The sequence below is a fragment of the Paenibacillus sp. 37 genome (assembly GCF_008386395.1).
Taxonomy (GTDB): domain Bacteria; phylum Bacillota; class Bacilli; order Paenibacillales; family Paenibacillaceae; genus Paenibacillus; species Paenibacillus amylolyticus_B.
Map to the genome: position 1 here is coordinate 481540 of NZ_CP043762.1, position 25710 is coordinate 507249.

General features: G+C 41.1%; 24 protein-coding genes and 1 pseudogene. 5 read left to right on the plus strand and 20 right to left on the minus strand.

Annotated features, from left to right (window positions below):
• Positions 1-422: 422 nt before the first annotated feature.
• From F0220_RS32035 to F0220_RS33175, 16 genes and pseudogenes are all read right to left on the minus strand, one after another.
• On the minus strand, positions 423-1052 hold the full coding sequence (locus F0220_RS32035; RefSeq protein WP_223200039.1) for a zinc-binding dehydrogenase: 630 nt from the start codon (positions 1050-1052) through the stop codon (positions 423-425).
• A gap of 87 nt (positions 1053-1139) precedes the next feature.
• Positions 1140-1313 carry an alcohol dehydrogenase catalytic domain-containing protein gene (locus F0220_RS33165; RefSeq protein WP_223200040.1) on the minus strand — a complete coding sequence of 58 codons (174 nt, stop codon included), beginning with the start codon at positions 1311-1313 and terminating at the stop codon, positions 1140-1142.
• A gap of 153 nt (positions 1314-1466) precedes the next feature.
• Positions 1467-1796 carry a thioredoxin family protein gene (locus F0220_RS32040; protein WP_076334299.1) on the minus strand — a complete coding sequence of 110 codons (330 nt, stop codon included), beginning with the start codon at positions 1794-1796 and terminating at the stop codon, positions 1467-1469.
• A 21-nt stretch (positions 1797-1817) separates the two neighbouring features.
• Positions 1818-2258 (minus strand): rhodanese-like domain-containing protein, encoded by a 441-nt coding sequence (locus F0220_RS33525; protein WP_076334300.1) that lies wholly within the window; start codon positions 2256-2258, stop codon positions 1818-1820.
• Positions 2255-2938: an ArsR/SmtB family transcription factor gene (locus F0220_RS32050; protein WP_076334301.1), complete on the minus strand. Its 684-nt coding sequence runs from the start codon at positions 2936-2938 to the stop codon at positions 2255-2257. Before F0220_RS32050 ends, F0220_RS33525 begins: the two co-directional genes overlap by 4 nt.
• Before the next feature lie 131 nt (positions 2939-3069).
• Positions 3070-3393: a thioredoxin gene (gene trxA / locus F0220_RS32055; protein WP_076334302.1), complete on the minus strand. Its 324-nt coding sequence runs from the start codon at positions 3391-3393 to the stop codon at positions 3070-3072.
• A gap of 229 nt (positions 3394-3622) precedes the next feature.
• Positions 3623-4183: pseudogene (locus F0220_RS32060) on the minus strand (GNAT family N-acetyltransferase).
• A 327-nt stretch (positions 4184-4510) separates the two neighbouring features.
• The gene (locus F0220_RS32065; RefSeq protein WP_149847184.1) at positions 4511-4936 is read right to left on the minus strand and encodes a MarR family winged helix-turn-helix transcriptional regulator; all 426 of its coding nucleotides are present in this window, start codon (positions 4934-4936) and stop codon (positions 4511-4513) included.
• A 110-nt stretch (positions 4937-5046) separates the two neighbouring features.
• Entirely contained in the window at positions 5047-6729 is a 1683-nt protein-coding gene (lpdA, locus tag F0220_RS32070) for a dihydrolipoyl dehydrogenase (RefSeq protein WP_149847185.1), read from the minus strand.
• A gap of 58 nt (positions 6730-6787) precedes the next feature.
• Positions 6788-7228, minus strand: coding sequence for an OsmC family protein (locus F0220_RS32075; protein ID WP_105598980.1), 441 nt, complete (start codon positions 7226-7228; stop codon positions 6788-6790).
• Positions 7229-7960: 732 nt separating this feature from the next.
• Positions 7961-10621, minus strand: a complete 2661-nt coding sequence (locus F0220_RS32080; RefSeq protein ID WP_149847186.1) for an ABC transporter permease — start codon at positions 10619-10621, stop codon at positions 7961-7963.
• Entirely contained in the window at positions 10614-11303 is a 690-nt protein-coding gene (locus F0220_RS32085) for an ABC transporter ATP-binding protein (protein WP_105598978.1), read from the minus strand. Before F0220_RS32085 ends, F0220_RS32080 begins: the two co-directional genes overlap by 8 nt.
• Positions 11304-11408: 105 nt before the next feature.
• Positions 11409-12656: a HAMP domain-containing sensor histidine kinase gene (locus tag F0220_RS32090; protein ID WP_181156143.1), complete on the minus strand. Its 1248-nt coding sequence runs from the start codon at positions 12654-12656 to the stop codon at positions 11409-11411.
• 2 nt (positions 12657-12658) lie between these two features.
• Positions 12659-13354, minus strand: coding sequence for a response regulator transcription factor (locus F0220_RS32095; protein ID WP_105598976.1), 696 nt, complete (start codon positions 13352-13354; stop codon positions 12659-12661).
• Positions 13355-14924: 1570 nt separating this feature from the next.
• On the minus strand, positions 14925-15014 hold the full coding sequence (locus F0220_RS33530; protein WP_076334229.1) for a DsrE/DsrF/DrsH-like family protein: 90 nt from the start codon (positions 15012-15014) through the stop codon (positions 14925-14927).
• Between the two features lie 16 nt (positions 15015-15030).
• Entirely contained in the window at positions 15031-15144 is a 114-nt protein-coding gene (locus F0220_RS33175) for a DsrE/DsrF/DrsH-like family protein (protein ID WP_223200041.1), read from the minus strand.
• On the opposite strand from F0220_RS33175, the gene F0220_RS32110 reads away from it, so the two are divergent.
• Together F0220_RS32110 and F0220_RS32115 are read left to right on the plus strand one after the other, a co-directional pair.
• Positions 15143-15418, plus strand: a complete 276-nt coding sequence (locus F0220_RS32110) for a substrate-binding domain-containing protein (RefSeq protein ID WP_149847187.1) — start codon at positions 15143-15145, stop codon at positions 15416-15418. The two genes, F0220_RS33175 and F0220_RS32110, sit on opposite strands and share 2 nt — an antisense overlap.
• 105 nt (positions 15419-15523) lie before the next feature.
• Positions 15524-15784 carry a hypothetical protein gene (locus F0220_RS32115; RefSeq protein WP_149847188.1) on the plus strand — a complete coding sequence of 87 codons (261 nt, stop codon included), beginning with the start codon at positions 15524-15526 and terminating at the stop codon, positions 15782-15784.
• A gap of 332 nt (positions 15785-16116) precedes the next feature.
• Here the strand turns inward: F0220_RS32115 and F0220_RS32120 are convergent, their stop codons facing one another.
• Positions 16117-17469 carry a sensor histidine kinase gene (locus F0220_RS32120; protein WP_149847189.1) on the minus strand — a complete coding sequence of 451 codons (1353 nt, stop codon included), beginning with the start codon at positions 17467-17469 and terminating at the stop codon, positions 16117-16119.
• Position 17470: 1 nt separating this feature from the next.
• Positions 17471-18157, minus strand: coding sequence for a response regulator transcription factor (locus F0220_RS32125; protein ID WP_149847190.1), 687 nt, complete (start codon positions 18155-18157; stop codon positions 17471-17473).
• A gap of 434 nt (positions 18158-18591) precedes the next feature.
• Here F0220_RS32125 and F0220_RS32135 point away from each other — a divergent pair, with 434 nt between their 5' ends.
• The 3 genes from F0220_RS32135 to F0220_RS32145 all read left to right on the plus strand — a co-directional run bounded on the left by F0220_RS32135 (position 18592) and on the right by F0220_RS32145 (position 21204).
• Entirely contained in the window at positions 18592-19632 is a 1041-nt protein-coding gene (locus tag F0220_RS32135; protein WP_076334224.1) for a DJ-1/PfpI family protein, read from the plus strand.
• 112 nt (positions 19633-19744) lie between these two features.
• Positions 19745-20383, plus strand: coding sequence for a DUF2306 domain-containing protein (locus F0220_RS32140; RefSeq protein ID WP_105598975.1), 639 nt, complete (start codon positions 19745-19747; stop codon positions 20381-20383).
• Positions 20380-21204, plus strand: a complete 825-nt coding sequence (locus tag F0220_RS32145) for a DJ-1/PfpI family protein (protein WP_149847191.1) — start codon at positions 20380-20382, stop codon at positions 21202-21204. The genes F0220_RS32140 and F0220_RS32145 overlap by 4 nt, the downstream gene beginning before the upstream one ends.
• Before the next feature lie 972 nt (positions 21205-22176).
• Here F0220_RS32145 and F0220_RS32150 read toward each other — a convergent pair.
• On the minus strand, positions 22177-22959 hold the full coding sequence (locus tag F0220_RS32150) for an MBL fold metallo-hydrolase (RefSeq protein ID WP_076334221.1): 783 nt from the start codon (positions 22957-22959) through the stop codon (positions 22177-22179).
• A gap of 202 nt (positions 22960-23161) precedes the next feature.
• Entirely contained in the window at positions 23162-25675 is a 2514-nt protein-coding gene (locus F0220_RS32155) for an excinuclease ABC subunit UvrA (RefSeq protein WP_197997659.1), read from the minus strand.
• Positions 25676-25710 lie beyond the last annotated feature (35 nt).

The following is a 25710-nucleotide window of genomic DNA, read 5'->3' on the forward strand; positions in this document are numbered from 1 at the left end:
TTAGTGTATATTCCATGTCCAAAGGATTAAATACAGAGGTACGCATTCGTGCCCATTCGGAATTTATAAAAAAGCACAAACTCAGGACGTATCCCTTTCTCATTTCGAAGATAAAACTGTTGTTAGAGATGGTGAGGAGATAGCTGAGTGGTGGGTATTACAGGAAAATACACCTGATGCTATTTTTTGTGCTAATGATGAAGTGGCAGCTGGTCTTATGACAGCTTTGCGCAGTTGGGTTTTTCCATTTTGGGAGAAAACGTCACTCGACATAACGTGTATCTGTATTAAAGCTTAGGATCTATTTTAACTTATAAGAAAAACCACTTGTTCAACTTGAACAAGTGGTTTTACTCAAACATTGCAATTTTTCTGCTAATCGTGCGATCTCTACTGGAGATTACACGTTTATTCAAAAATATTCAGTACAGCACGGAAATGAGGGATGGTGACTTCATTTTATCATAAGCTTCGCTAGCACGATCTAATGGATATGACTCAATCATAGGACGAGTATCCGTCAATACACTGAAATTAATCGTCGCTTGAATTTCTTCCGCTCCCCCTGTTAACGTGCCTTTGACTGTGCCAGGTCCCTTCATAAAGTCCATTGCTGATAATTCTAATGAATAAGAGGAAGTTGTCACAATGATAAGCTCGCCGTCTTGACCCAACCCGTTGATCAAAGAGGAAACAGCCTTTGCGTTAGGTGCAGTTGCTAGGTAAACTTTGTTACCGTCTAATCCTTGCAATGCCTCAGATGGATCTTCTTCGGCCGAATCAATGTAGTGATGAGCTCCTAGTTCCCGTGCAAGAGCTTCTTTATTATTTCCTCGTGAAATAGCCAAGGTGAGGAATCCTGCTTTGCTTTCAAACTGAACGGCCAGATGTCCTAGCCCACCAATTCCCTGAATTGCTACCAGATCACCAGGACGAGCTTTACAATTTTTGATGGCACTAAAGGTTGTTTTACCAGCACACATTAGTGAAGCAGCTTCCATCACCGAAATTTCATTTGGGATACTAGACAAACTGTCTACATATGCAATCATGTACTCCGCATATCCACCGTCCATCGTTAATCCGGTAAACTGGCTATGTCCCGCATGCCATCCAATGCCAACATGTTCACCAATATTCTATTTTGATGCGCTTGCTCCAAGCTTATCAACAATTCCTATCACTTCATGTCCAAGGATACGAGGATAGGCTGACGCCGCACCACCCATCGCCATCAAGTCTCCATTGCATACGCCGCAAGCATCAATCGGAGTACACTTGCCCTTCTGCAGGTTGCGGAACTGGTACTTCAACTAACTAAATTTTTTCTTCTGCAGCTGGAATATGCATGGCTTTCATCTTCTCCATAAATATACCCCAAAAGTTTAGAATGATGGGACTTTTAATAGTATAGTACAAAAAGAATAATTAATTGAATAATATACATCCTTTGTTTTTTTCTTATTTTATATAGCGTTATAAACCTCATCTAATCTTGCTTTTAATTGCTCAAATTGGACAAACCGACCGTCACGAAGATACTCCCTTTGGTCATAGAACAAGATAATCGTGGGGACAGTAAAAGTTAACAATTTGCCAGCCACTGCTTCTACTTGACTAGCATCGATATGAGCAAGCTTTATTTCTGGATAATGGTTAAGCAATTCTTTCAGTTTGGGATAAATTGCATGACATACGCTACAATTATCTTGAGACACATATAGCATACTTAGTCGATTATTCTGAATAAACGTATCTATTTCATTCACTGAAGTTATTTCTTGGACATGTGTCATAAAATCACGCCTTACTGTATGTTATTCGGAACATATATGGGTACTGCTCCAATCATATTCATTACAAAATTGTTCTGAATTTCTCTGCTGACTTTGACTCCATTCAATGAATTGAGTTATCGTGCCTACCAATAAATACAAATCATAAAATTCCTGTTTTCGTAAAATACGTATAGCTTTTATTCCTTTAAAGTAGTTATTGGTCAGAATAATTACGCTATCTTCGGGCGTCAAATTTTCTTTTCTCCAAACATAAGGCAATCGTCCTATAGAGATATTAATGGAATTTGGAATGTGCTCTTTTTCAAAATCAGAACTATCTCTTATGTCGAGGCATTTAGTATGATCAGGCACCAAGATTAGGTTTGATTTTAAAGATAAAACCGTTACGTTACGTATGAAGCGGATATATTTATATATCCAGTACATCAGTATAAGAACGATTATAAGGACATATATCATATGGTTGCCTTGGCTGAAACCGGACTTCCGTAAGCATTCCACTCGTGAACGCCTTCTTCTATTCGGTATGCTCTAAAACCCTGTTCTTGGATATAATTCACAGCTTGAGATGCAATAGAACAAAAAGGCCCTCGGCAATAGGCAGCAAGTTCTACATCTTTATTTAATGTTTGTAGAAATACTTCTAACTGTTCTAAGGGTACAGAAATAGCACCTGGAATGTGAGATGTTTCATACTCCTCAACGGGACGAAGATCTATGAGAACGAGGTTATCTTGCTTCATTCGAAGCATTAGGTCGTTTTTACTAATATTACGAACTCCTTCATATTGCTCTTCCAGTTCATCTTTAATCAGCTTGATGTCAGCGAGTCTGTCCTCGCATATATTCCACAATGAGGACAAGAATTGTGTTACAGATGAGTCACTGATGTTATATATAACAAACGTACCCTTTTTGTGAAATTTAACGAGCTTAGCTTCCAGCAAAATCTGTAAGTGACGGGATACATTCGCCACGCTCATACCTGTTTGAGTAGCTAAACTATCAACAGATTTCGGTCCGTTTGACAAGATATCCATAATCTCAAGTCTTTTGTCACTCGATAAACATTTCCCAATTCGAGCAAATTGTTGATATAAACGTTCTTTAATATCTGATTTAGCACATGTAACTTCCATTTTAAATACTCCTTTCTACGGTTTTGACTTTATCATTCTGTCAATTCTTATGTTGAAAAGAACGACGGTTCAGATGAATCCTGATCCGTCGTTCTCTTCACATAGGTTAAAGAACAAGATTAACAATTTACTTATTTTGAATTAAGCAATCCTTGAATTTTTTCTTTAAGAGCTTGTTTTTGATTCACACCAATCATGGTCTCAGCTAATTTGCCATCTTTAAATAAGAGAAGCGTTGGAATACTTCTAACTCCGAATTGCTGTGCCAATTCGAGTTCCTCATCTACATTGACTTTGGCAATGGTTGCTTGCCCAGCCAAATCATCAGCTAGATCATTTACGATTGGAAGTTGCACTTGACAAGGTGGACACCATGGTGCCCAGAAATCGACTAAAGTCACTCCCGTGTTAACGTTCGATTCAAAATTTTGTTTTGTTAATGATACTGCTCCCATAATATAATCCCCTCACTTAATTTATCAATTATTCAATCGATTAATTGAATTATACGTTTGAAGTTGAATTGTGTCAACTCTCTCGAAGTGGTATAAATGGAATCTCTCAACTCTGGACAAGGACAATCGTTAACCTAAATGCAAAAAAAGCCGCTACATTAGCGACTTTAGATTAGAAATTTTCTTCAATTATTGGTTACATTGATCGAACCAACGCGTATTAGGGCTTTCAGTTTAGTTTTTTGACCATTCGATACAAAGATAAAGTAGGTTTTACTACTTCGGATGTAATTTCTTAGCCCAGTTTGACGTATAGTTTGGCAGCGAGATGATTCTCTTTTTTGACTGTAAGGGAACTTAGGTTATACCCCTGTCTAATCGCCTGCTCTTCTGCATGTTGAATGAGTTGGGAGCCTATACCCATGCCTCTGCTTTCGGGCATAGCTGCAAGAGTTGCAATATGGTACTCCCCTTCGAATCCTTCCTTCAGTCCTAGTTTTCGGTATGAAAACAGTTGTTTCGCTGTAGATGAGCCCAATTGATCCAGAGTGGTATATGGTAAACACGTAATCATTCCGAGCGATTTGTCACCGATTTTTGCCTCATAGGTAAATTCATGACTAAATCGATTGTTCTTAGACTTCCATAGCATTCTGAATGTCGCATCAGTAATGCTTTGATTACTTGACCCCACAATTGAATGTGCCATATCTCCAACTGCCATTAAATTGAGTTTTGCTCCAACAAGAGAATTTGGATCTGCCTGCGAGATTAAGATGTCTGTCTTCATGTTGATCAATACTCCTGTCCATTAAATTTGTAAATATCTTTAGATTACAATTTTTAAACGATCATCTTCCAATGATTGAGATACATCATTATAGCTTGAGCGTGAATTATATATGTATCAAATGACATTAATATCTATCAATAAATGGTATAACAATTCATAAATATGTATTTAGTTAAGTTACATTTACAATATATAGAATTAAATTATCATTATTGGTGACTTAGGAGTGGACTTTTTCTATTTTTCAATAATCTAAGAATATTTAAATAAAAATGGACCCTGTCGCTTCCAATAAAAAAAGCAAAAGGGTCCATTTATATTTGGCTATTTCAAAGTATTCTCTACCATACTATTCAACACATGTTTGAATGTCTCAAGATCGTCCTTGGATATTCCAGCAATTGTATCATTTTTAAACTTTTCGGCAATTGGCATTAAATCAAGGCAGATTTTCACGCCCTTATCAGAAAGTTCCAACTGCTTTACACGTTTATCAGCAGTTGCAGTGGAGCGGTATAACATTCCATCCAACTCCAGTTTTTGGAGCAAACGAACTACGCTCGGTTCTTTAATTGACATTTTTTCCGCTAGTTCGCGCTGGGTAATGGACTCATGAATATAGATATAATACATAGCGATCCACTGACTCCTGGTGATATGGTAGGCTCGAAACTCTTTTTCCAATGCTTCCGCGAAGAATTTCCCACTACGGTTTGTAACAAATGCAAGGCAATCCTCTAAATTAAACAATAGACACACCAACCAATCCCAACAGTTTTATCGCCGTGTATTTTTCCACTATTCATTATATGATAGCAAACATTTCACCATATAGGAAATGAATACTTACATTCGTTTCCTCATGCTTGATGGAGCGCACCGATACTAAGGCCGAATGCAGCTTCATGAATTACTTCTCCCGTTGTTGGGTGAGCAAAGACCGTATGTTTAATTTGTTGTTCTGTCAGCTCGTTTGTTATGGCGAGCGTTAAGCTACTGATTAAAGAAGATGCATCGGGACCAATAATTGCCCCTCCAACAATTTTTTGTGAGTGATTATTCTTAATCAATTTAATAAAACCTTCCGGTTCATTCATTGTTAAGGCCTTACCATTGCTGGTAAAGGAGACCTTACTCACACTGTAATCCATTCCTTGCTGTTTACATTCATCCTCCAATAATCCTACACTGGCTATTTCAGGTGATGTGAAAATAACGTTCGGGATTGCACCATAGCGCATTCCTTCCGATTCGCCTACAATTGAATCGATGGCAGTAATACCTTGATGCGAGGCAACATGGGCAAGTTGCATAATATTCGTAACATCACCTATCGCATAAATATGCTCAACGTTAGTACACATATGTTCGTTCACGGCAATGCCTCGCCCATTATTGTTAAGCTGGATTCCGGCTCGTTCAACCTCCAAACCATCCAAATTAGGTTCTCTTCCAACAGCTACCAATACTTTTTCACTAACCAACAAGTGATCCCCTAGGGCATCCTCATAACTTACGATCGCTTGTCCATCATCAGAACGCTGGATTTTGGATACCTTCGATTTCGTGTGAATATGAATCCCCGCTTGCTCTGCTGAATGCTTGATCTCTTCGGATATATCACTGTCAATCATGGTCAATAGTCGGTCCATAAATTCAACTACATGCACTTCAACGCCCAAGTAACGATAGATGAAGGCAAACTCCATACCGATAACACCCCCACCGATAATCGTAATGCTTTTCGGTAGTTCGGTGCATGCAAGCGCATCAGTACTGGTCATTACAAAGGGAAGATCGATGCCAGGGATATTAACCTTGAAAATTTTGGAGCCTGTCGCAACGATGATATTGTTGGCTGAAATTTGGTAGTTAGTCTGCCCGTTTATCCTCACTTCATGTTTAGTCAAAAAAGAAGCTTGCCCTCGGATGATTTCTATTTCATTCTTTTCCATCAAATAATCAATTCCGGATATTAATTTTGCCTTAATCTCATCTTTACGACGAATAATCTGATGCATATCAACTTGAAGTTCCGTACCTGTGTTAATACCAAATAAAGATGATTGCTTGACATGATGACATATTTCAGCAGATTTAACCAATGATTTCGTCGGGATGCAACCTACATTTAAACAAGTGCCGCCCAATTCTTCTTTTTCAATTAATGTAACTTGTATTCCCTTTTTGGCTGCATAAATTGCGGATACATACCCACCTGGTCCTGCTCCAATAATCAATAGCTCCACTTTCTTAGTCATGACTGGATGTTTGAGTTCATTATCCTGCGTCTTAGATAATACCTCGTCTTCCAAAGCGGTTTCTAACGTGAACAACACTTGATTGGAGGAAATTTCTCCACCTTCTTCAAACAAAATATGGCTGATGGTACCCTCCGCAGTCGCTGTAACTTCTCGATTGCCTTTGCCTGTTTCAATTTCAACGAGTAAGTCTCCGAATGAAACCTTGTCCCCTAGTTGGAAATTGATGGTCCCGGCTTTTCCTTTTTTTCCTCCAGGAATCATTGACATTTTTATCTCCATGAAAATCAAGCTCCTTCACTACCAGAGAGGGATGGATAATCCCTTCTTAGCGCATATGTTAGTGTCTAACTACCCCGGATTGCACCAATTTAACTCCGTTGGCCAAGCAGTCTCCAACCGGACAAGTCTTCTCAATGAATGTTGCAAAAGCTTCTGCTTTTTCTTGACTTTCTGTTGTTTTAAAGTGCATTATAAAACGAATTTCCTGAAATCCGCTTCTTACATCTGCGAGCCCCATGAATCCATCCGGATCCAAGTCTCCTTCAAGCTCAACATACAATTCTTCATATGAAAAGTTGTACGCATCCGCAAAGGCAGCAGCAACGATGGACTGACATGCCCCAAGTGCACATAATAGCGCTTCGACCGGATTCATCCCTTTATCCGTTCCTCCTAAATCTTGGGGCTCATCCATCAAAATTTTAAAACCTCTGGATTGAGCCTCGACCTGTAAACCTTCAGGGAATTTTGTAGCGGTAGCTTTGAATGTAGTTAACATAACTATTCCTCCTCTTACTTTGTGAAAAGTATTACATTCTTTTCTTGTGAAAATAATAACAATCTTTTTGTTTAAAGTCAATACTTAGCTAAGTAATCTTTTATGGGCATAATCTCTCTTATTATTTCTCCCGGGTTCCCTATATCTATCTTCTTATACCTTTTTAGCATTAAACAGAATTATTGCCTTAGGTCTGAAAAACCTGTAATCTAATCCTTATGCAAACTATGTTCTTGTCGCTCGACAATGGATAAGTACGGCATAAGGTCTCTGCTGAATTTGCTCTGACTATCGCAATGCACATTATATTTACTTATATCCATAGAGGCATCTCCTTTTCAGATATAAAATCTGATTTAATTTTGTTATTAACAGTCACTATTATATTTCAATGTATTATGATGTATAGAACTAAATTAAGATTTCTACAATTGCCGACCTATTAAAACGAGCTCTTATAGAGTACTAAGAATGAACACATTGTACTTGGCAACTCCCTCAAACTGTACCATCTTGATTAACTAGGTATTCATTGAGGAGAGGGAATGCTTGATAATTCCTGTATAGAAATCCTGCTTTCCTAATTGAAAGACCCAGAAAAAGTTTATAAAATAGGACCGCTCCCAATTATGGTATTGGGAAGCGATCACGGCCTAAGCATATCATTATGTTCAGTCTACTTGAACGGCTATAATCATCTGCGAATCTTTCTAAATTAAGTTTAACCGTTCTTTACGTTTCCTTTCTCAATGCCTCTACGATACTTGTTTGGTTTAATCGATACATCGGCCAAGCTGTAGCAACGAGTGTTGTTGCTATGGCACCTGCACATGCAAGAACAACACTAGACCATGGAGTGGCCCAACCTACGTCGAAAGCACCTTTAAAGAGATGATGTATCCCATAGCTTAGTGCTATTCCGAGTATACTACCGTATAGCGCAGAGTAAAGGCCGTATAAAACGCCTTCCAACAGGATCATTTTCCCTACATTACGCTGTGTCATGCCGATAGCTTTGAGCACCGCAAATTCTTTGGTTCGCAGAATAAGATTGGTGCTGACGGTGTTAAGTATATTCAGGAACGCAATCAGGACAATGACACCCATAAAACCATACAAAAAGATCTTTGCGGTTGTCGCGTCGTTTTTGGCTTGGGCAAGTTGCTCCACCTTATCTGTGTAGCTGTAACCTGCATCTTTTTGGGGCAGGGTTTTGAGATAGTCCGTAATTGGTTTGTTGGAAATATCGGTTTTGGCAAGAATAAAGATTCTGGAGTACGTATCGTTCCCTGTAACCTTCTCTACGACTTCAGGCGTCGTTATGAATTCAATAATAGCACTCTCATTATAGCTGCTCGACAACAAGCCTTGATCAACAATTCCTGTTACCGTCAGTGTTGTGTAACCACGGCCCTTCTCGCCCAATTCCAAGCTACGTACTTTGATGTGATCCCCAACCTTGAGTTGGGTTTGATCCATAACAATCTGTCTTCCATCCTCTGTTATCATACTTAATTTCTGATTGACGATAACGCCATTTTCCCGGTTCATCTTCTCTTTGTCGATCTTACCAGCCGTTAGTCTGGGTTTCAGAGCATCGAGTCCATTATCTCCATAGGATTCAAGGTAATTGTTGTCTGTGCGGTACCCCCCTCCCTCTTCAACAGAATACATTCCCGGACGGAGTTCATAATACTTGGGATTAATTTTTTCTTTCGGAAAGATAGCCATCACTTGATTATTGTAATACGGATAGGCATGTTCAACGGCATCAAGCTTAACAATGTCAGAAAATACGGAATCATCGATCCGTTTGGAAGGTCCTTCATAGATAACCGAGTAGGAATAATTGGTACCTGATTGAGATGGTTGCCCCAACAAACCAGCTAGTCCGCTAAAAACAATAAATAGAATCATGCTGACCACTATGGAAAAGGCAGTGATGCGGAAGCGCTTTTTGTTCCGCCTGATGTTTCGATTAGCAAACTGTCCTTCGATACCCAACAGTTTCCCCAGCAGTTTTGATTTCCGGACAGATGTTACGTTCTCCACTTTCGTGCCTCCCGAGCTAAGCACCGCCTCAAGTGGAGATACCTTCGCTGCCAGTCTCGCAGGTCCGATAGCAGACAGATAAACAGTCAATAACCCCAACGCACCGGCTATGATCAAAATTGGTAGGGAGATGACCATTTGCATATCATTCAGAAATCCCAACGCCAAAAAGCTGATGTTGTAAAACAGAAGTTTCATAAAAACAGTTCCCATCAATAATCCAACAGGAATACCAATTAGACTCAGTATTGTAGCCTCTTTGAGAACCAATTTACGTATTTGTGATGGGGTAGCCCCAATGCACCGCAGCATTCCGAATTGCGAGGTCCGCTCCAGAACAGAAATATGAAACGTATTATATATCACTGCACTCGTACAACCCATAATAATAATGATGATTGCTGCGAATGCATATAACAAACTATGGTTTACACCTTCATAGGTGCTTTTACCAAACAACTTAAGCAGTTCATTATTATAATCGACACGAATATTTTTATATTGATTATCCTTATCCAGCGCTAAGGCAGAGCCTTGATCCACTTGCTCTAGCTTCAATGAAGATATCATCGCTTCCGTCTTTGCCTGAATCTGATTCATCGATTTCATTTTGACATAAATAAAATAATTTTTATCCGCATCGGTTTTCACATTATCTTCATACGTGATGGCTGGAAAGATGAAGCTGGAAGACCACGAAGCGTTACTACCTGTCTTCATAAATCCCACAATGGTGAATTCTCTCTCTTTTTGGGGACGAAAGCCTTCATCCAGATCCCAGCCAAAATCACCCAGACCATGGATAAGTTTGATCTCCCCGGTTGATGCGACAGTTCGTTCTCCCAGACTCAGGGTAATCGAATCTCCAAGCTTTGGTTTGGTCACAAAACGATCCAGGCCCCATGTCGAAAGAATAACTTCATGCGAATTCCTGGGGAGTCTGCCCGAATCCAGCTGAACCTGGAGCATGTTCATCGCATCGGCATCATAACCTTTGAGATTCAAATACCGATAAGGTGCAGCAAACGGGTTTTCCTTCTTTTCTTTCTCACTCGTTTTGCTGATGACCGAATAACCTTCTCTGCTAATGATTCCAGCACTCTCTACGGATGTGTTATTGACGACTTTTGAGACTGCTTCTCCCGGTAATCCGTTAAAAGAAACATGGTAATCCCCGTACTCTTGAACGGTTTGCCGAACCACCTTGTCTCTGAAGCTAAGGCCAATGGTTCCTATGGCTGTGAGTAGAGTCACAGACAAAATAATGCCAACGATCGTTAGTATTGATCTTTTTTTCTGCCCTAGTAAATATTTTTGGGTAAGACTGGTATATTTATTCACGATCTTTCACCCCTGTTTGCTGCAAGAGTGTACCATCTTTTATATTTACAACACGGTCCGCTCTCTGGGCCACATTCAAATCATGTGTGATCATAATCAAGGTTTGATTGTATTTTCTGACGGAGAAGGTAAGCAGATCCACAATCTCTTTACTGTTCTTGCTATCCAGATTGCCGGTTGGTTCATCCGCCAGAATAATCGATGGTTTATTGATTAATGCGCGTCCAATTGCAGTTCGCTGCTGTTGCCCGCCTGATAATTGGGACGGAAGGTGCTGCCTTCGATCGCTGAGTCCCAGCACGCTCAATAATTCCTCAAGATAACCCTCGTCCACATGTTTATTCTCAAGCAGCATCGGCAATTTAATGTTTTCTTCCGCAGTTAACACCGGGATCAGATTATACGATTGAAAAATAAAACCGATTTTGCGTCTTCTGAACACAGCTAGTTCATTTTCACTTTGAGAATACAGATCCATACCGTCAATAATGACTTGGCCACTTGTTGGTTGATCCACTCCCCCGAGCAGATGCAGCAATGAGCTTTTGCCAGATCCGCTGGCGCCCACGATCGCAACGAATTCTCCTTGATTGACGGACAGATTAACATCTCTCAATGCTTCCACCCTAGACTCAGCACTTCCGTATATTTTACATAAATGTTCGGTCTTCAAAATTTCCACCCTGTTGTACCTCCAGTTGTATGATTAACATTGCTTGATTGTCATTATAGGTGTGGAAGCTTACGTTGAAGTGAAGAAGAAGCTTACATTTTCGTAAGCTTCTTCTTAAGTCCACTCTTTTTTGAAAAACGAAATTCTGAATGTCGTTCCTTCTTGAGGCACACTCTCCACCGTAATGATCCCGTGTTGTTCCTCAATGATCGATTTGGTCAAAGCCAGACCAATCCCTATACTGTTGGGCTTGTTATGGTTCTTGCCTTTATAGAATCGTTTGAAAATATGAGGCATATCATCGGGATGTATACCTTCGCCGTTGTCCTGAATTATGATTGTATCAAACAGTGCGTTTTCCTCCAAATGGATTCGAACCTTCCCCTCTGGCGGGGTGTGTTCGAGTGCATTTTTTATCAAATTCATGACAGCTTCCTTAAGCCATTCTTCATCTGCCTGCACAAACGCATTCTCGCTTCCAAGGATGGTTATGTTTTGCCGCTTCTGGTCTGCTACTGTCCGGAGTGAATAGACAGCGCTCTCCACCATCTCCCTTAGCTCGATCCTTTCTTTACGAAATCCAATGGCTCCCGCTTCGACTCGTGCCAGCTTGAGCAGGCTGATGATGAGCCATTCCATTCGATCAAGCTGCTGCCGACTTCGTTCCAGAAACGTCATTCTCATTTCTTCTTTCATCCCGGGATCATTCAGCAGATTTTCATTGAACACTATCAGAGAAGACAGGGGTGTTTTGAGTTGGTGGGAAATGTCGGATAACAGATTGCGCAAGAAGGTTTTTTCCTGCTGGAGTAGCTCCAGGCTGTTAGTTAGTCTTTCAGCCATCGCATTGAAGCTCCGGCCAAGTGAGCCGAAGTCTCCATCCTCCGTCTCAGGCAGTTTTTTATCAAATTGCTGTTCCACAACCTGCTCGGCCGCATGGGAAATCGTTCTGACTTTCACAAAAAATTTACGATACTCCCACAGAAGCAATACCATGAGTGGGATCAGGAACAACAATACTTGAGTCGCTGTTTTTAAGGGTAATGCTAGTCCTGAAAGAGCCGGCTGATCTTCTAAAGACATACCCGCCTGATATCCGTATTGTGCAAGGATACGTTGCCCCTCAGTGATGTCATCGGTATGGGCTCCTTGGGTAACAAAGTGAATCACCTCATTCTCCAACTGGGGATCCTTCATCAACAAATGTCCGATTAGGGCGCTATTCTGATTCACGATAGTTGTATTGATGCTATCAACTTGATGCTGCATGTATAAAAACATCATAAACGACAAAAGAACTTGCAGAGCAAGTACTTTAATGGCGATAGATTTCCACTCTGGATTTCGCAAAACTTCGATCATGTTCATCTCCCTATAACTTCCACATTCCATTTATACCCGATCCCCCGAACGGTTACGATATATTGTGGTGCTGCAGGAATATCTTCGACTTTCTCTCTTAATCTGCGGATATGGACAGAGAGCGTATTATCATCAATGAAGTCGCCCGAGAGATCCCAGAGATGATTCAGAATTGAACTTCTGCTGCATATCTGCTTCGGATTAGAGATCAACATCAATAATAGTCGGTATTCAAGCGTCGTTAGTGTAATTTCACTATTGTTTTTGAGTACAGTTCCTTCTAAAATACGCACCTGGATGCTATCGGACATCCATAAGCTTGCTTCTTGTTTTCCCTTGTTGTTACGTCGTAATACGGCTTTAATTCGTGATATAAGTTCTTTGGTACGAACAGGCTTGGTTACATAGTCGTCTGCTCCGAGATCAAGCCCTGCGACCACGTTTGCTTCCTCATCCAAAGCCGTCAAAAAGATTATGGGCACTTGCGACGTTACCCTAATCTCACTGCACAGTTGATATCCCGATCCATCAGGCAAAGTGACATCCAACAAAATCAGATCGATCGTCTTTGCCTGCAGTGCCTGTCTGGCTTCTTCCAAGTTCCCCGCCACAACGACCTCATATCCTTCATTGGACAGTGTATATTGAATACCAAACACCAGATTTTCATCATCTTCTACGAGTAATAAGCGATTCATCGTACACCTCAGCTTATGCTATTTGAATTTATATTAATTTTGTTGATTATAGAGTTCCTGAGTCATTATACATCATTTGCGTTTCTAAGCTAAATTTATAATATCCACCATACTTAAAAGTAATTGCTATGATCCGACATTAATCAAAACATAAAATAGCCTTGCCACAGCGCTAAATGCAATTTGTAAGGTTAGTGATGTTCATAGGCGAGATGATTTCAACTACTGCCCTGCAGTTTCCTAATGAATTTTGAGTGTCAATATCTTTTGGCGTGAATTTTAGATAACAATTTAATCTATACTGGCACAATGTTTTTTCTTAAAACAAAAAGCCGCTATTTAGCGACTTAGAATGGTACTTAGCCCGCGATTTTTGTCGATTTCAATACATCTACCATCTCGGACTCAGCGGTTATCCTTCTGCGTGTGGTCAGCTCAGGGTTTAAATCGTCCTACCTTCAGTCAAGAGGGTACCTTTGTGCCATTGTACATTATCAGACAATTCAATTGTACACAAATCCTAAAAAAGCCTTAATCTTCGCAGGGTTTTGATGTGAAATAATGTTCTTGTCATCCGACATTATTTGTGTATTTATTTGTGAGATACCATTAAATTTATAGTAAATATTATCATTAAAGTTTATAATTGCAAGTCCCTGACCTACATGATGAAAAAAATGCCATGCGGAAACGACTTCGCAGCGAAAAGGTTACACCCTTTCGGTTCGTCAGATGAGCGAGTTAATTGGGTGTATTTAGGCAATTCAAAAACAATCGAGGTTTCTGGAGATTCCTGCTACTCTGCTTGCAAAAAGTAAGCCTGGAGGTCGGGCGGCTTTGCCTTGCGCACAACCGGCTTAAGAAAGCGGCAATGATGGTAAAACGCAAAGGGGACAAAGCAGGATTGAATTCTACTTCGTCCCGTTTGAGCATATCGGTGTTATTGTTCTTCACCGATATGCCGTTTAAGGGCCTTTTGGGACAGCCCCTTCTCGATAATCAAAGGAGGAATACGCCTCTTTTGTTATTTACATAATCAATGATATAGAGAGAACTGCGTTTTGAATCAAAAGATATGTGCCTTTCGTTTGCTCGAGAATCTATATAATTCACTTCACCTTAGCTACAAGATTCAATCCGTTTCCCATTGAGAGCTTCCCAGTCAATAAGCTTCATTATAAAAAAATCACTATTTGCGATTGAAACGCTTTACATGATCAGCACAAGATGGATTAATTTATAGCTCAATGTATATTAGCGTTACCGTCTTGTTCTGTGGATCCTATGGCTGCTTGACAGTAATAGTAATCGTTCCTCCGGACGGTCTCACCAGCCGCTTCGACCAGTACGGCGCTATGCTCCTATACGCCCGGCGCTGCGTCGTTGACAATATCTTTACTCTTACTTTCTAACTTCTCTAGTAAAGTTTGGTTTTCTTTGTCTGTTAATAACGTTTTTATTCATTAACTCAAAGTAGGAATTGACTTTAAATAAATAGGTAATGATTCGCTTGGGATGCTTGTCCAAGACAGTAACCGACACCACCAATTGTAACTTGGTCTATTAATCTTCACGCTGAATGCCCCATTAAATCCATGGACATTTGGCAAGCTACCAACTCGGCTCCTTGTGCAATGACGGACTCTATCAATTCTTCCAAATACGGAACATTATTATTAGTTCATAAGGCCACGAATAATTTTTGGACCAACACCAAGCATATTCATTTTGGACATGCCAAGCTTCTTGCTGCCACGCGGCAGCATCATTTCAAATATTCGGCCAATCATGGTTTTGGATACAGGCTGGATCAGATGCTTTAATGAGGTTGCAGCCGGATTTATTACTGAACTAAGGAGGTCTAAATTTTCGGTTCCAGGGGACGTTGGGATCATAGGATTTGATAATACAGAGGTGGCAAACTTAATGGATCTGACAACTATTCACTATCCTGTGGATCAGCAGTCAGAGAATGCAATTTTAATTCTGCAGAACATGCTTCATTCAACTGACAAAACATTGATTCCTCTGGAATATACTTTGATTGAAAGACTTACAACTTAGTGATTTCAAAAATATCAAAGAAAATTTATATATAAGTGCACTCACCTAACTACATTAATTAACCTGGCTACTTACATCGCAAAACTAAAAGCAGAACTTCCTTACTTGCTTAGACCACTTTCCTATTTTGCAGCAGCCATGGGCCTAGCTTTGATCTCTATCAGTTTTGCAGGAGTTGGTTTTCAATTTTTCGCTGCTCCACCAGGAAAACCGATTTCAGGTTGGTTTGCTGATTATCCGATGTTTGAAGCTACTTTCATGTCTTTACTGATCGCCATCACAGGTGTCGGAGCCTGTATCTTCCCATTCTTCTTAAAGGAGAACCCTAATCCTAAACTGGTGAATACCCTAAAGTATTTGTGGTAATTGTTGGTGTTGTTTTCGTTGGCTTTGGCGTTTTAAATTACTTCACTCACATCGGTCTTATTGTCCTTACGATAAAATAATTTGATTCACAATTTTATAATAATTGCTTTAACAAAAAAAATCGCTGAACTTAGTTCCTTAACGGACAAGTTTATTAAGTATACTTACAGTGCTGAACATATCGTTCCTGATCTAAATACGTCTCCCCTCCCCGTTGATCCAGTAGACCAAACAAACTCACCCTGCTCACGATATTTGCTCATTGGTTAAACCCAGGGGTCTATTTGTAAGAGATACACTTCAGCGGCTTTTTCAACAAGCAATAAAAACGACTATATATCATCCGAATCCACCTGCTCTATGGTTGCTGCAGGTAACCATCCTTCAAGCAATGCTCCTCCTTCCGGATGATTGCTTGCGGCAAGTTCTCCCCCGTGCTGCCTAACAATTCTTTGTGAAATGGTTAAGCCTAATCCGCTGCCACCGGTTGAACGACTTCTGGATGTTTCCCCGCGATATAAGGGTTCAAATACACGCTCAAGTTCTTCCGTAGAGAAGCCCGGCCCGGTATCGCGTATCGTAAACTTAACCTTATCACCAACTTTGTTACATTGGACTTCGATTTCACTACCCGCAGATGTGTGTCTTACGGCATTATCCAGAAGGTTGTTCATGGCTCGCTCTAATAAATGCATATCTCCATGGATGATGCACCAATCCGTTACATGGAACGAGATGGAAACTCCTTTCTGCCGAGCCAGAGGACCCAGACTATCAATCGAATTCCGGACGACCTGGTTAAAATCCACCGTTTCATCATGCAGTTGCGACTCTACATACTCCATTTTTGTAAAAGTGAAAAGGTCCTCTACCAAACGATCCAATTGAGCTGATTTATCCTTGCAAACCGCCACATATTGAGCCATTTTCTCCGGAGATTGAGCGATCCCTTGCTCCAGACCATCCAAATAGCCTCGCAAAGCGAACAACGGTGTCCGTAAATCATGCGCAACAGCCGCAATGACGAATCGGCGTTCCTCTTCCAGTTCAGCCTGTTTTCGATAGGACTGCTCAAGTCCCTTGACCATAACATCGAATCCATCGCGCACTTCAGCGATTTCAGTGACCCTGGACATGGGTAACCGAACATCCCAATCCCCTTTTGCAATTTGTCTTGCTGCATTTCCCATTTTCTCGAGTGGTTTGAGAACGAATCGCCTCATTTCCATTCCGACAACAAAGATCGCAAGCAGCAGCCCGACAAAAGCCGACATCACTTGAAATTGATTGGATTTAGGTAAGTACAGAATAACCCTTCCCAGCAACTTGCCGTCCTCGATGACGGAGAACCGCTCAGTTGATAAATTAGTGCCTCGTCGGTCAGGATTGGAACGATAAATTTCCTGATCTTCTGCAGATTGAATGAGCACATCCATCTTCGCTATACGAAGCGCGGAATACAATTGGTTTTGCCAGTCTGGATCTGACCATTGGTCTGTGTCCGATTCAATTCGCTCCGTCATTTCCGATATATTTCGTTGCAGGGTCTCGTTTTGCAGACGACCTTGTTCGAAGCTGAGTGTCTTGGTTTCCATAAAGTGCGCAGTAACAAAAAAGATCCACGGCAATAGGAGGATAAAGAAGAAGCAAAGCATAGTAAACGTACGAATGCGGAGTGACCTCATATTACCCTCCCTCAAAGCGATACCCTACTCCCCATACGTTGACCAGGAATAGCGGTTTATTCGGATCAGCTTCGATTTTCTCACGAAGCCGACTAAGATGGACCCGAATTGTATGCCTGTCGCCCACCCCATCCCAAAACTTCGCTAGTAATTGTTCATAGGAGAAAACATGTCTCGGATGTTTGGCAAATAATCGCAGCAGCTCATATTCCCTGGGTGTGAGCACGATGTTATTTCCATCCACTAGTACTTCTCTTGTGGACAGGTTTAATTTAATGCGGCCGTAATCCAAGACCCTGTTATCCAATTGTTGTGGAGAAGCGGAACGCCGCATTACGGCTTTTACTCTGGCAACGATCTCACCCGGCGAAGCGGTTTTGACGATGTAATCATCGCCTCCGAGAGTAAGGCCCCGAATCTTATCCACATCATCGCTGCGAGCACTTAAGAACAGGATGGGTACATTGCTCTCCCCGCGAATCCGGCGGCAAAACTCAAATCCATTTTGTCCCGGCATCATAATGTCAAGAACAATGCAATCAACAGAGTTTTCCTTAAATATGTCCCACGCTTGGGCGGTGTCGCAAGCGGTTTTCACTTGAAAGTGGTCATTCTCTAGAAAATCCCTTAATAGCTCAACAATATCTAGGTCATCGTCTACAACCAGAATCGTCTTTGATACGCTCATGTTTATCCCACCTTTGCTTTCCTAGTTTATCATTTTTTTTAACAAGAACTAACGTGAGCTTATGTATTGTGATGATTTGTTTATACTTTTGTGATCTTTTTTCATCTTTGTTTGAGATATTCGTTTGGTATGCTTCTATTTGCGCACACGACCAGCCCCAACTTCGGGTGATCGTCCCGCACACCATGATAAAGGAGGTATACATATAGGGTTGGAAAATAACGCCTTCTCGTTCTTTCCTTTCGGGCCTTTGTTTTGTCTAACGCTGTTTTCTTTCCATGCAGTTCGAGTATATCCGATTCGTTATCGTTACAAAAATGGTCATCAAAAGAATGACATCGCTATGATTCTGATGGCCAATGGGGAAATTGATGAGAAGGAATATCGTAAGCTGAAAGATCTTTTGACTAAATAGAGACAAGGAGGATTTACGGATGCTTAACGTTCAAATTGTGTTGTTTGACGGCTTTGACCTTCTGGATGCGATAGCGCCTTACGAGGTCTTCTGTGCTGCAGCCATGAATGCTGAAAATGCGTTGAACGTAGAATTGGTCACCGCCGAGGGACCAAGATCCGTGCCTAGCGGCATCAACGGGTTGAGGATTGAAGCGAGTGGCGGACTGGACCCGGAACGAGCGGGGATCATTCTCGTACCTGGAGCGTCCGGCGACGTCGAGGGAGATGGGCCCGATTCGGTTCCGGCTATTCTGGGCCGTGCCATGGAGACCGAATTGACCGGCATGATCGAGCAGGCTCTCCAGCACAAAGACAGGATAGTCGCTACAGTCTGCGGCGGTTCACTGGTGCTTGCCATGGGAGGCCTCTTGGAAGGCAGACCTGCGGTAACGAACCATCTGGGCATGGACTTACTTGGTGCAACTGGAGCAGTTCCCATCTCGGCTCGCGTTGTGGACGACGGCAATCTGGTTACCGGCGGCGGCGTAACCTCAGGACTCGATGTAGCGCTGTATCTGGTGGAACGTGAACTTGGGCCTCGTATCGCTCACGCGGTAGAGCAGTTATTCGAATACGAACGAAGAGGCACGGTTTGGAAGAATATCGGGATAACGCCAAGCGTTAATAAACCATTGACGAGCGAAGAGCCAAACACCGTGGTGAACCAAACAGCGATGACCCCCACGCCCCGTACCCTGCACTGCAACACCGTACAAGCATCGGTCTTCGACGGAGATTGGGATACCACCCTCGCTACGCCCGTTGGAAAGCTGGAGATCATGCTCTCAATATCGACAAGACACGGTATGATTCACGGCACGGCGATGCAAGGAGATGAAACCATTGAGTTTATGAACCCCTTGCTTGAAGATAACAAGCTGGTCTGGTCACTTCGAATCACGAAACCCATGCGCTTGAATCTCAAATTTGAAGTTGTCGTCGATGGTGATCACATGGTTGGTTTCGCTAAAGCCGGCCTCCTGCCTGCATCCAAATTAACAGGAAATCGGGTTGCCTAATCGTAAGAAGGAAAATCCGCGGCATACACGTGCTCTGACTTCCAGATATGTATGTCGATCGTGTTTTACCGTATTCAGAAATGAAAAATGGAGCTTCGGGAGTTGCAAATGGATGAAGAAACGAAAATCGTTATATCTATTGCTAGCCTGTGTCAGCATTCTATTTATACTACACACTTTGGTGAAAAACTATTGGATCGATCCAGGTGCTTCGGGATTTTTAAGCCATAAGACCGGGCTGAAACGCGAACTTAATCTCCCGGTTTGGCTTAATGTCATGTACATTCATGTTGCATTCGCATGTGTGGCCATGGCATCAGGACTGATTAACTTTTCGAATCGAATATTTGAAAGAAGCCGCAGGCTGCATCGCATAAACGGCTATGTATATATCCTATCCGTACTGCTGGTTGTACTAACTTCCGGATATATGGCCCCCTACGCGACAGGCGGCAAAATAAGCAGTATGGGATTCAATCTGCTGAATATGATCTGGCTGGTTATCACCATTACGGCGCTCGTTCAAATCAAGAGGAAAAGGATCATTCGACATCGCAACTGGATGATTCGTAGTTACGTCTTTTGCTTCACTAACATGTTGATCCATCTCATTACTTCCCTGTTTCATCAGGGATTCGGGTACGTTTACCCTACTAGCTACACCATCGGCGTTTACGGCTCGATTGCGCTGCTGCTAGTTATTCCTGAAATCATCATCAGAACAAATCGAAAGGAATGGGTATCAGGATGAAAAAAATACTTAGCTTACTCACGTCGTTAACGCTCGTTCTATGTCTATTATCCCCCGCAGCAAGCGCAGAAACAAACAAGAATCCAGATCCATCCAAGGGTAAAAGCGTGCATGTACAAATCGTATTATTCGATGGGTTTGATCTGCTGGACGCATTAGCGCCATATGAAGTATTTGCTGCTGCCGGAATGTACACTGGTGGAAAAGTTACTGTAGAATTAGTATCTGCAGAAGGTAAGCGTTCGGTGCCGAGCGGGCTGAATGGACCTGCCCTCGATGCGCAAGATGTGTTAGACCCTGATCATTCCGGTATTATTGTTGTTCCTGGCGCTTCGGGGAAGCCAGCGGGGAATACCTCAGATGCTATTCCCAACATATTAAGGCAGGCCAAGGATACGGGATTAACAACGATGATGAAACAAGCTATGAATAATAAGGAAGTTACGGTGGCTACCGTGTGTGGAGGTTCATTGCTGCTGGCTATGGATGGATTGTTGAAAGACAGATATGCTGTCACCAATCAGTTAGGCATGAGTGCGTTAGGGGCTCTCGGTGCAATTCCCGTCGATGCAAGGATCGTGGAAGATGGCTCTCGTTTGGTAACTGGCGGTGGTGTTACTTCTGGACTTGATGTTGCCTTGTATTTGGTTGAGCGTGAAGTAGGACCACAGATTGAGAATGCCGTAGAGAAGTTATTCGAGTACGAGCGTAGGGGAACGGTTTGGCAAGCAAACGGCATACCGCCGATTAACTTTGGGACGAGCCAGGATACGTCTAGAAAAGAACAACCGTCTGCACTGGAGAAAAAAGTCGAGAAGTGAGGAATCGAGCATAAGTTGCAATGAAACATGTCGTTTCATCTTCTCACCTATGAAACTGAAAACAAGCCGGAATTTTGACGTGACCCCTAAAAGTTAGACACGGTTATTTTGCCAGGCAATTTGCTCAATATGGGTTCGGTATTGCACCGGACTCATTTTTGATTTTACTTTCAATCGTTTTGCATGTTAGTATTCCACATATTCCCAAGGTTTTGTATAAAATGCTCTACTTTCGAATTTCTTATAGTAAAGTATTCTGATTTCATATCCTCAAAGATTACTCCTTCACTGAATTATCATAACATTTTCCTTGGTAGGTTCGCGTTCTTGCTTCCAACCCGAAAACTGCTGTGATTGTATGCAAATTTCGGAAATGAATTAATGGGCGAATAACCAATTATATATGTGCCTAATAATCGGCAATAGGAACCTGCTCTTGTCCAATACGGTAATCGGTACAGGTTCTTGTCCTCAACAGCTAGTTTCAGTCCGATATTTCGCTTTAATACCTAGCCACCCGTGTTTAACCTCTCATCGTGTCTGTTGTTTCATAACAATGTGAACACTTTCATGTATTATGGTTCTTAATGAGATTTTAAGTGCATGTGCTCATCGTTAGTTATACATCTAATCGGCTAACGGACTATGTTCTTGTCTATCCCGGCAATCGGTACAAGTTCTTGTCCTTAGGGAACTTGTACCGATAAAATAAGAAAGCCGCTAAAATAGCGACTTCAATAGGAATATGTTCTTGTCCCTCGACAATAATAAAGTTAATAAATTTTTTTCTATTAACTCAGATTCTTACCTTAAGTACATACCTCTGTACGTTTGCTTAAACAGCATTAATTGTTCCTTAATCACATACGCTCACTAAGATGCACGTCTATCAATTAGAAAAGAAGCTCCACCTACATAAATAGGTAAAGCACAACTAATCTATTGTTCAACTGATATTCTTTATTTATAGGATTAGTACTCTAATTTTTCCCCATCTTCTGGAACTGATAACTTTGCGCCAAATCCGTGCTCTTTTGCAAAGTCTTTTAACTCTTTACGTGTTAGATAAGCATGATTAACTGCCTCCATATGGGTTGCAAACAATTCAGCTTCTGGAAGAGTTTGATGTACTTTTAGTACACCTTCTGCCCCCATAATTAACGGCCCACCAATTTCAAATTGATTGTTACCTGCGTTAATAATTACAACATCCGGCTGATATTTTTGTAGATTGTTCTCCACTTCGTCATACCAAACGGTATCACCTAATAAATATACAGTCTTCTCACTTTCATGCTTAAAGACAACACCGCAAGCAGGACCTGATATTGCTAGCATCTCGTCAACACTTGCGTGTTTTCCATTGGTATGAGTTAAAGAAATTCCCTCAAAATGTGTCTTATCACCTATTACATAAACATTCTTAAACCCTTGCTCACGAAGTGTAGTTGCATCATCCTCATTTTGCGAAAATAAAGGAATTTGTTTATCTATTTGTTCACTTGCCGCAGGATCCCAGTGATCTGGATGCAAATGCGTTACAATCAATGCATCCACGCCTTCTAGAATTTCATTAACTGACATTGGCAATTCAGTTATAGGATTACTCTCCAAATTTCCAGACATAGGCATCGGTGCATGTGGTGGTGCAAATGGAGGAATTTCACCTTTTTTAGAGAGCATAGGATCTACTAAAAAGATTTTTTTACCATACTTTATTTTTAACGTTGCATTCCTGATTTGCGTAATATACATCGAAAATCCTCCTTTAAATTTATCAAGTTATTTGAGCTCTGTAATTTACCGATTTGAATCAAAGTACCACTTGCTCACTCATAATAATCTAATCGGTTTATATTATCATTTTACCGTCTAATAAAAAATCATTACATTAATTAAAAAAGGAAAACAGCCAAATTACTTTATTTTCTAAAGAAAGTAGAACGATATAATTGATTCATGTAAGATAATTCTTTATATATTTTCCAGTAACACTGGATTTTGTTCTGCAAATTTGTTCTACAGAACCATTTGCCATTAATTGACCTCCATAGCGTCCCCCATTTGGCCCCATATCAACAATATAGTCAGCATTAGCGATCACATCTAAGTCATGCTCAATTACAATTACTGTTGCTTTACTTTGCACCAATTTATCTAATACACCCACTAATGTAGCAACATCTCGAGGATGCAATCCAATACTTGGTTCATCAAAGATAAATAAGTAGTTTGCTTGTTTTTTCTCTAAATAGTAAGTCAGCTTTAATCGTTGTGCTTCTCCACCAGAAAGTGCTGGCGTGCTTTCGCCTAGATGTAGATAACCAAGACCTAGTTCATTTAAAACTTTCAATGTTTTAGAGATGCTGGATTGGTTTTTAAAGAAAGATTGTGCTTCTGCAACCGTCAATTCCAGTACTTCCGCAATATTCTTTCCTTGCAAAGTAACATCTAATATCTCATCTCTATATCGCTTGCCCTGACATTGTGGACAGACTTCAACAATATCTGGTAAGTACTGAATATCTAGATTTACACTCCCTGTACCCTCACAATAAGTGCAAGCTCCTGAATTGTTATTATAGGAAAAATCAGTTGCCTTGAATGCATGTGTCTGATCCGCTTCCGTTTCAAAGAGTTTGCGCAGCTTGTCCATAATTTTAGAGTAAGTGGCTACTGTAGAACGAATATTTTTCCCAATCGGATTTGAGTCAATTTCTACGACTTGCTTGATCTTTCCTTCGCCTGTTAATGCAACATGGTCGGGAAGTTTCTCCTTTGCCAATCTGGCTTTCATAGCGGGGACGAGACTATCTAATACTAATGTGGTCTTCCCTGATCCTGAAATCCCTGTCACAACATTGAGACCATTCAACACAAACTCCGCACGAACTTCATGGATGTTGTTTTTACCTTGAACTGTAACTATTATCTTATCCAGCTGATTAGCATCTTGAATGTTACGAACAACAACCTCTGCTGATTTATTTAAATAAGCAGCAATAACCGACTGATCATTAGTAGATAGTTCACCTGGAGTTCCTGCACCGATAACTTCTCCACCATCTTCACCAGATAAAGGTCCTATTTCAATCAAATAGTCCGCTGCTTCTAAAATGGCCACATCATGATCAACGACGAGAACTGAATTACCTTGTTTAATAATCTGCCGAATAATCTGTATTAAAGCTTTTACATTTTCTGCATGGAGACCAACACTTGGTTCGTCCAAAACATATAAAATCCCTGTCATTTGATTGCGAATCGTACGAGCTAGTTGAATTCTCTGCAATTCTCCTGTTGAGAGGCCATTCCCTGCTCTATCTAAAGTTAAATAATCCAGACCTAGCGCGACAATTGGATCTATTAGTTCTTTCAACTCTTTTGAAAGTTGTCCAGCCATATTTTTCATCTCGGCAGGTACCCAGCTAACTAATTTATCTGAAAACTCTTCTAGCTGTAATAAATCATATTGGCTGACTTCTGCAATGTTTTTGCCCATAATAAGCGTCGAGAATAGTTCGGGATTATAGCGAGTTCCATGACATCTGGAACAACACCCTACATCATAAAACCGATTTAATCGCTCGATGGTATTATCATTTTTGGCAGTATTAAAGCTGTTTTCTACTGCTACAAAAGCATTTTCGTACTTGGCATTAAGTTCAAAAGATTTCCCAGTTGAAGTTGGAACCACAATGACTCGCTTTACTTCTGGTCCATGAAGTACAATTTCTTTTTCTTTATCCGTTAGTTCTTTAAAGGGAAGATCTAAGCGAACACCTTGCTGTTCCGCTAGTAAATGCATATGCGTTCTGCCCGGTAATCGCCAGGATGCCACGGCACCTTCTTTAATAGTTAAATCAGGATTTGGAATAATCTTCTTCAACTGAATTTCTCTTGCTTCTCCCGTTCCTTGACAAGTTGAACAAGCTCCATCTGAATTGAATGCAAAGCTTTCTGCACCATAGACCATGAAAGGGACTTGGCACGTAGGACAGTTAATAATCCCCATTCTTTCGTCTGTACCCATGAAATCCATGACTTCTGCTACTCGAAGTGTCGGCTCTAGACGATGCCCATTTGGACAAACATGAGAACCTAAACGTGAAAAAATCAACCGTAAAATGTTCAAGGTTTCGGTTAGAGTTCCCACTGTTGAGCGAATCCCGGGTGTGTCTGGTCGTTGGCGTAAGGCAATCGTTGAAGGGAGATTTTTAATTGCTTTCACATCTGAACGTCCCACCTGCTTAATACGGCGCCGTGTGTACGTGGCCAAGGCATTTAAGTATCGTCTTGTTCCTTCAGCATAGATCGTGTCCATCGCTAAAGACGATTTGCCTGAACCTGATACTCCAGTAATTGCAACTAAACGATTCAAAGGAATATCAATATTAATATTTTTCAAGTTATTCGCATTTGCTCCCTGTACATTGATATGCGTTGGAATATAGTTCATTTCATCCTGCATTGTTATAACCTCCTATCAGCTCTTTTTTTGTAAAT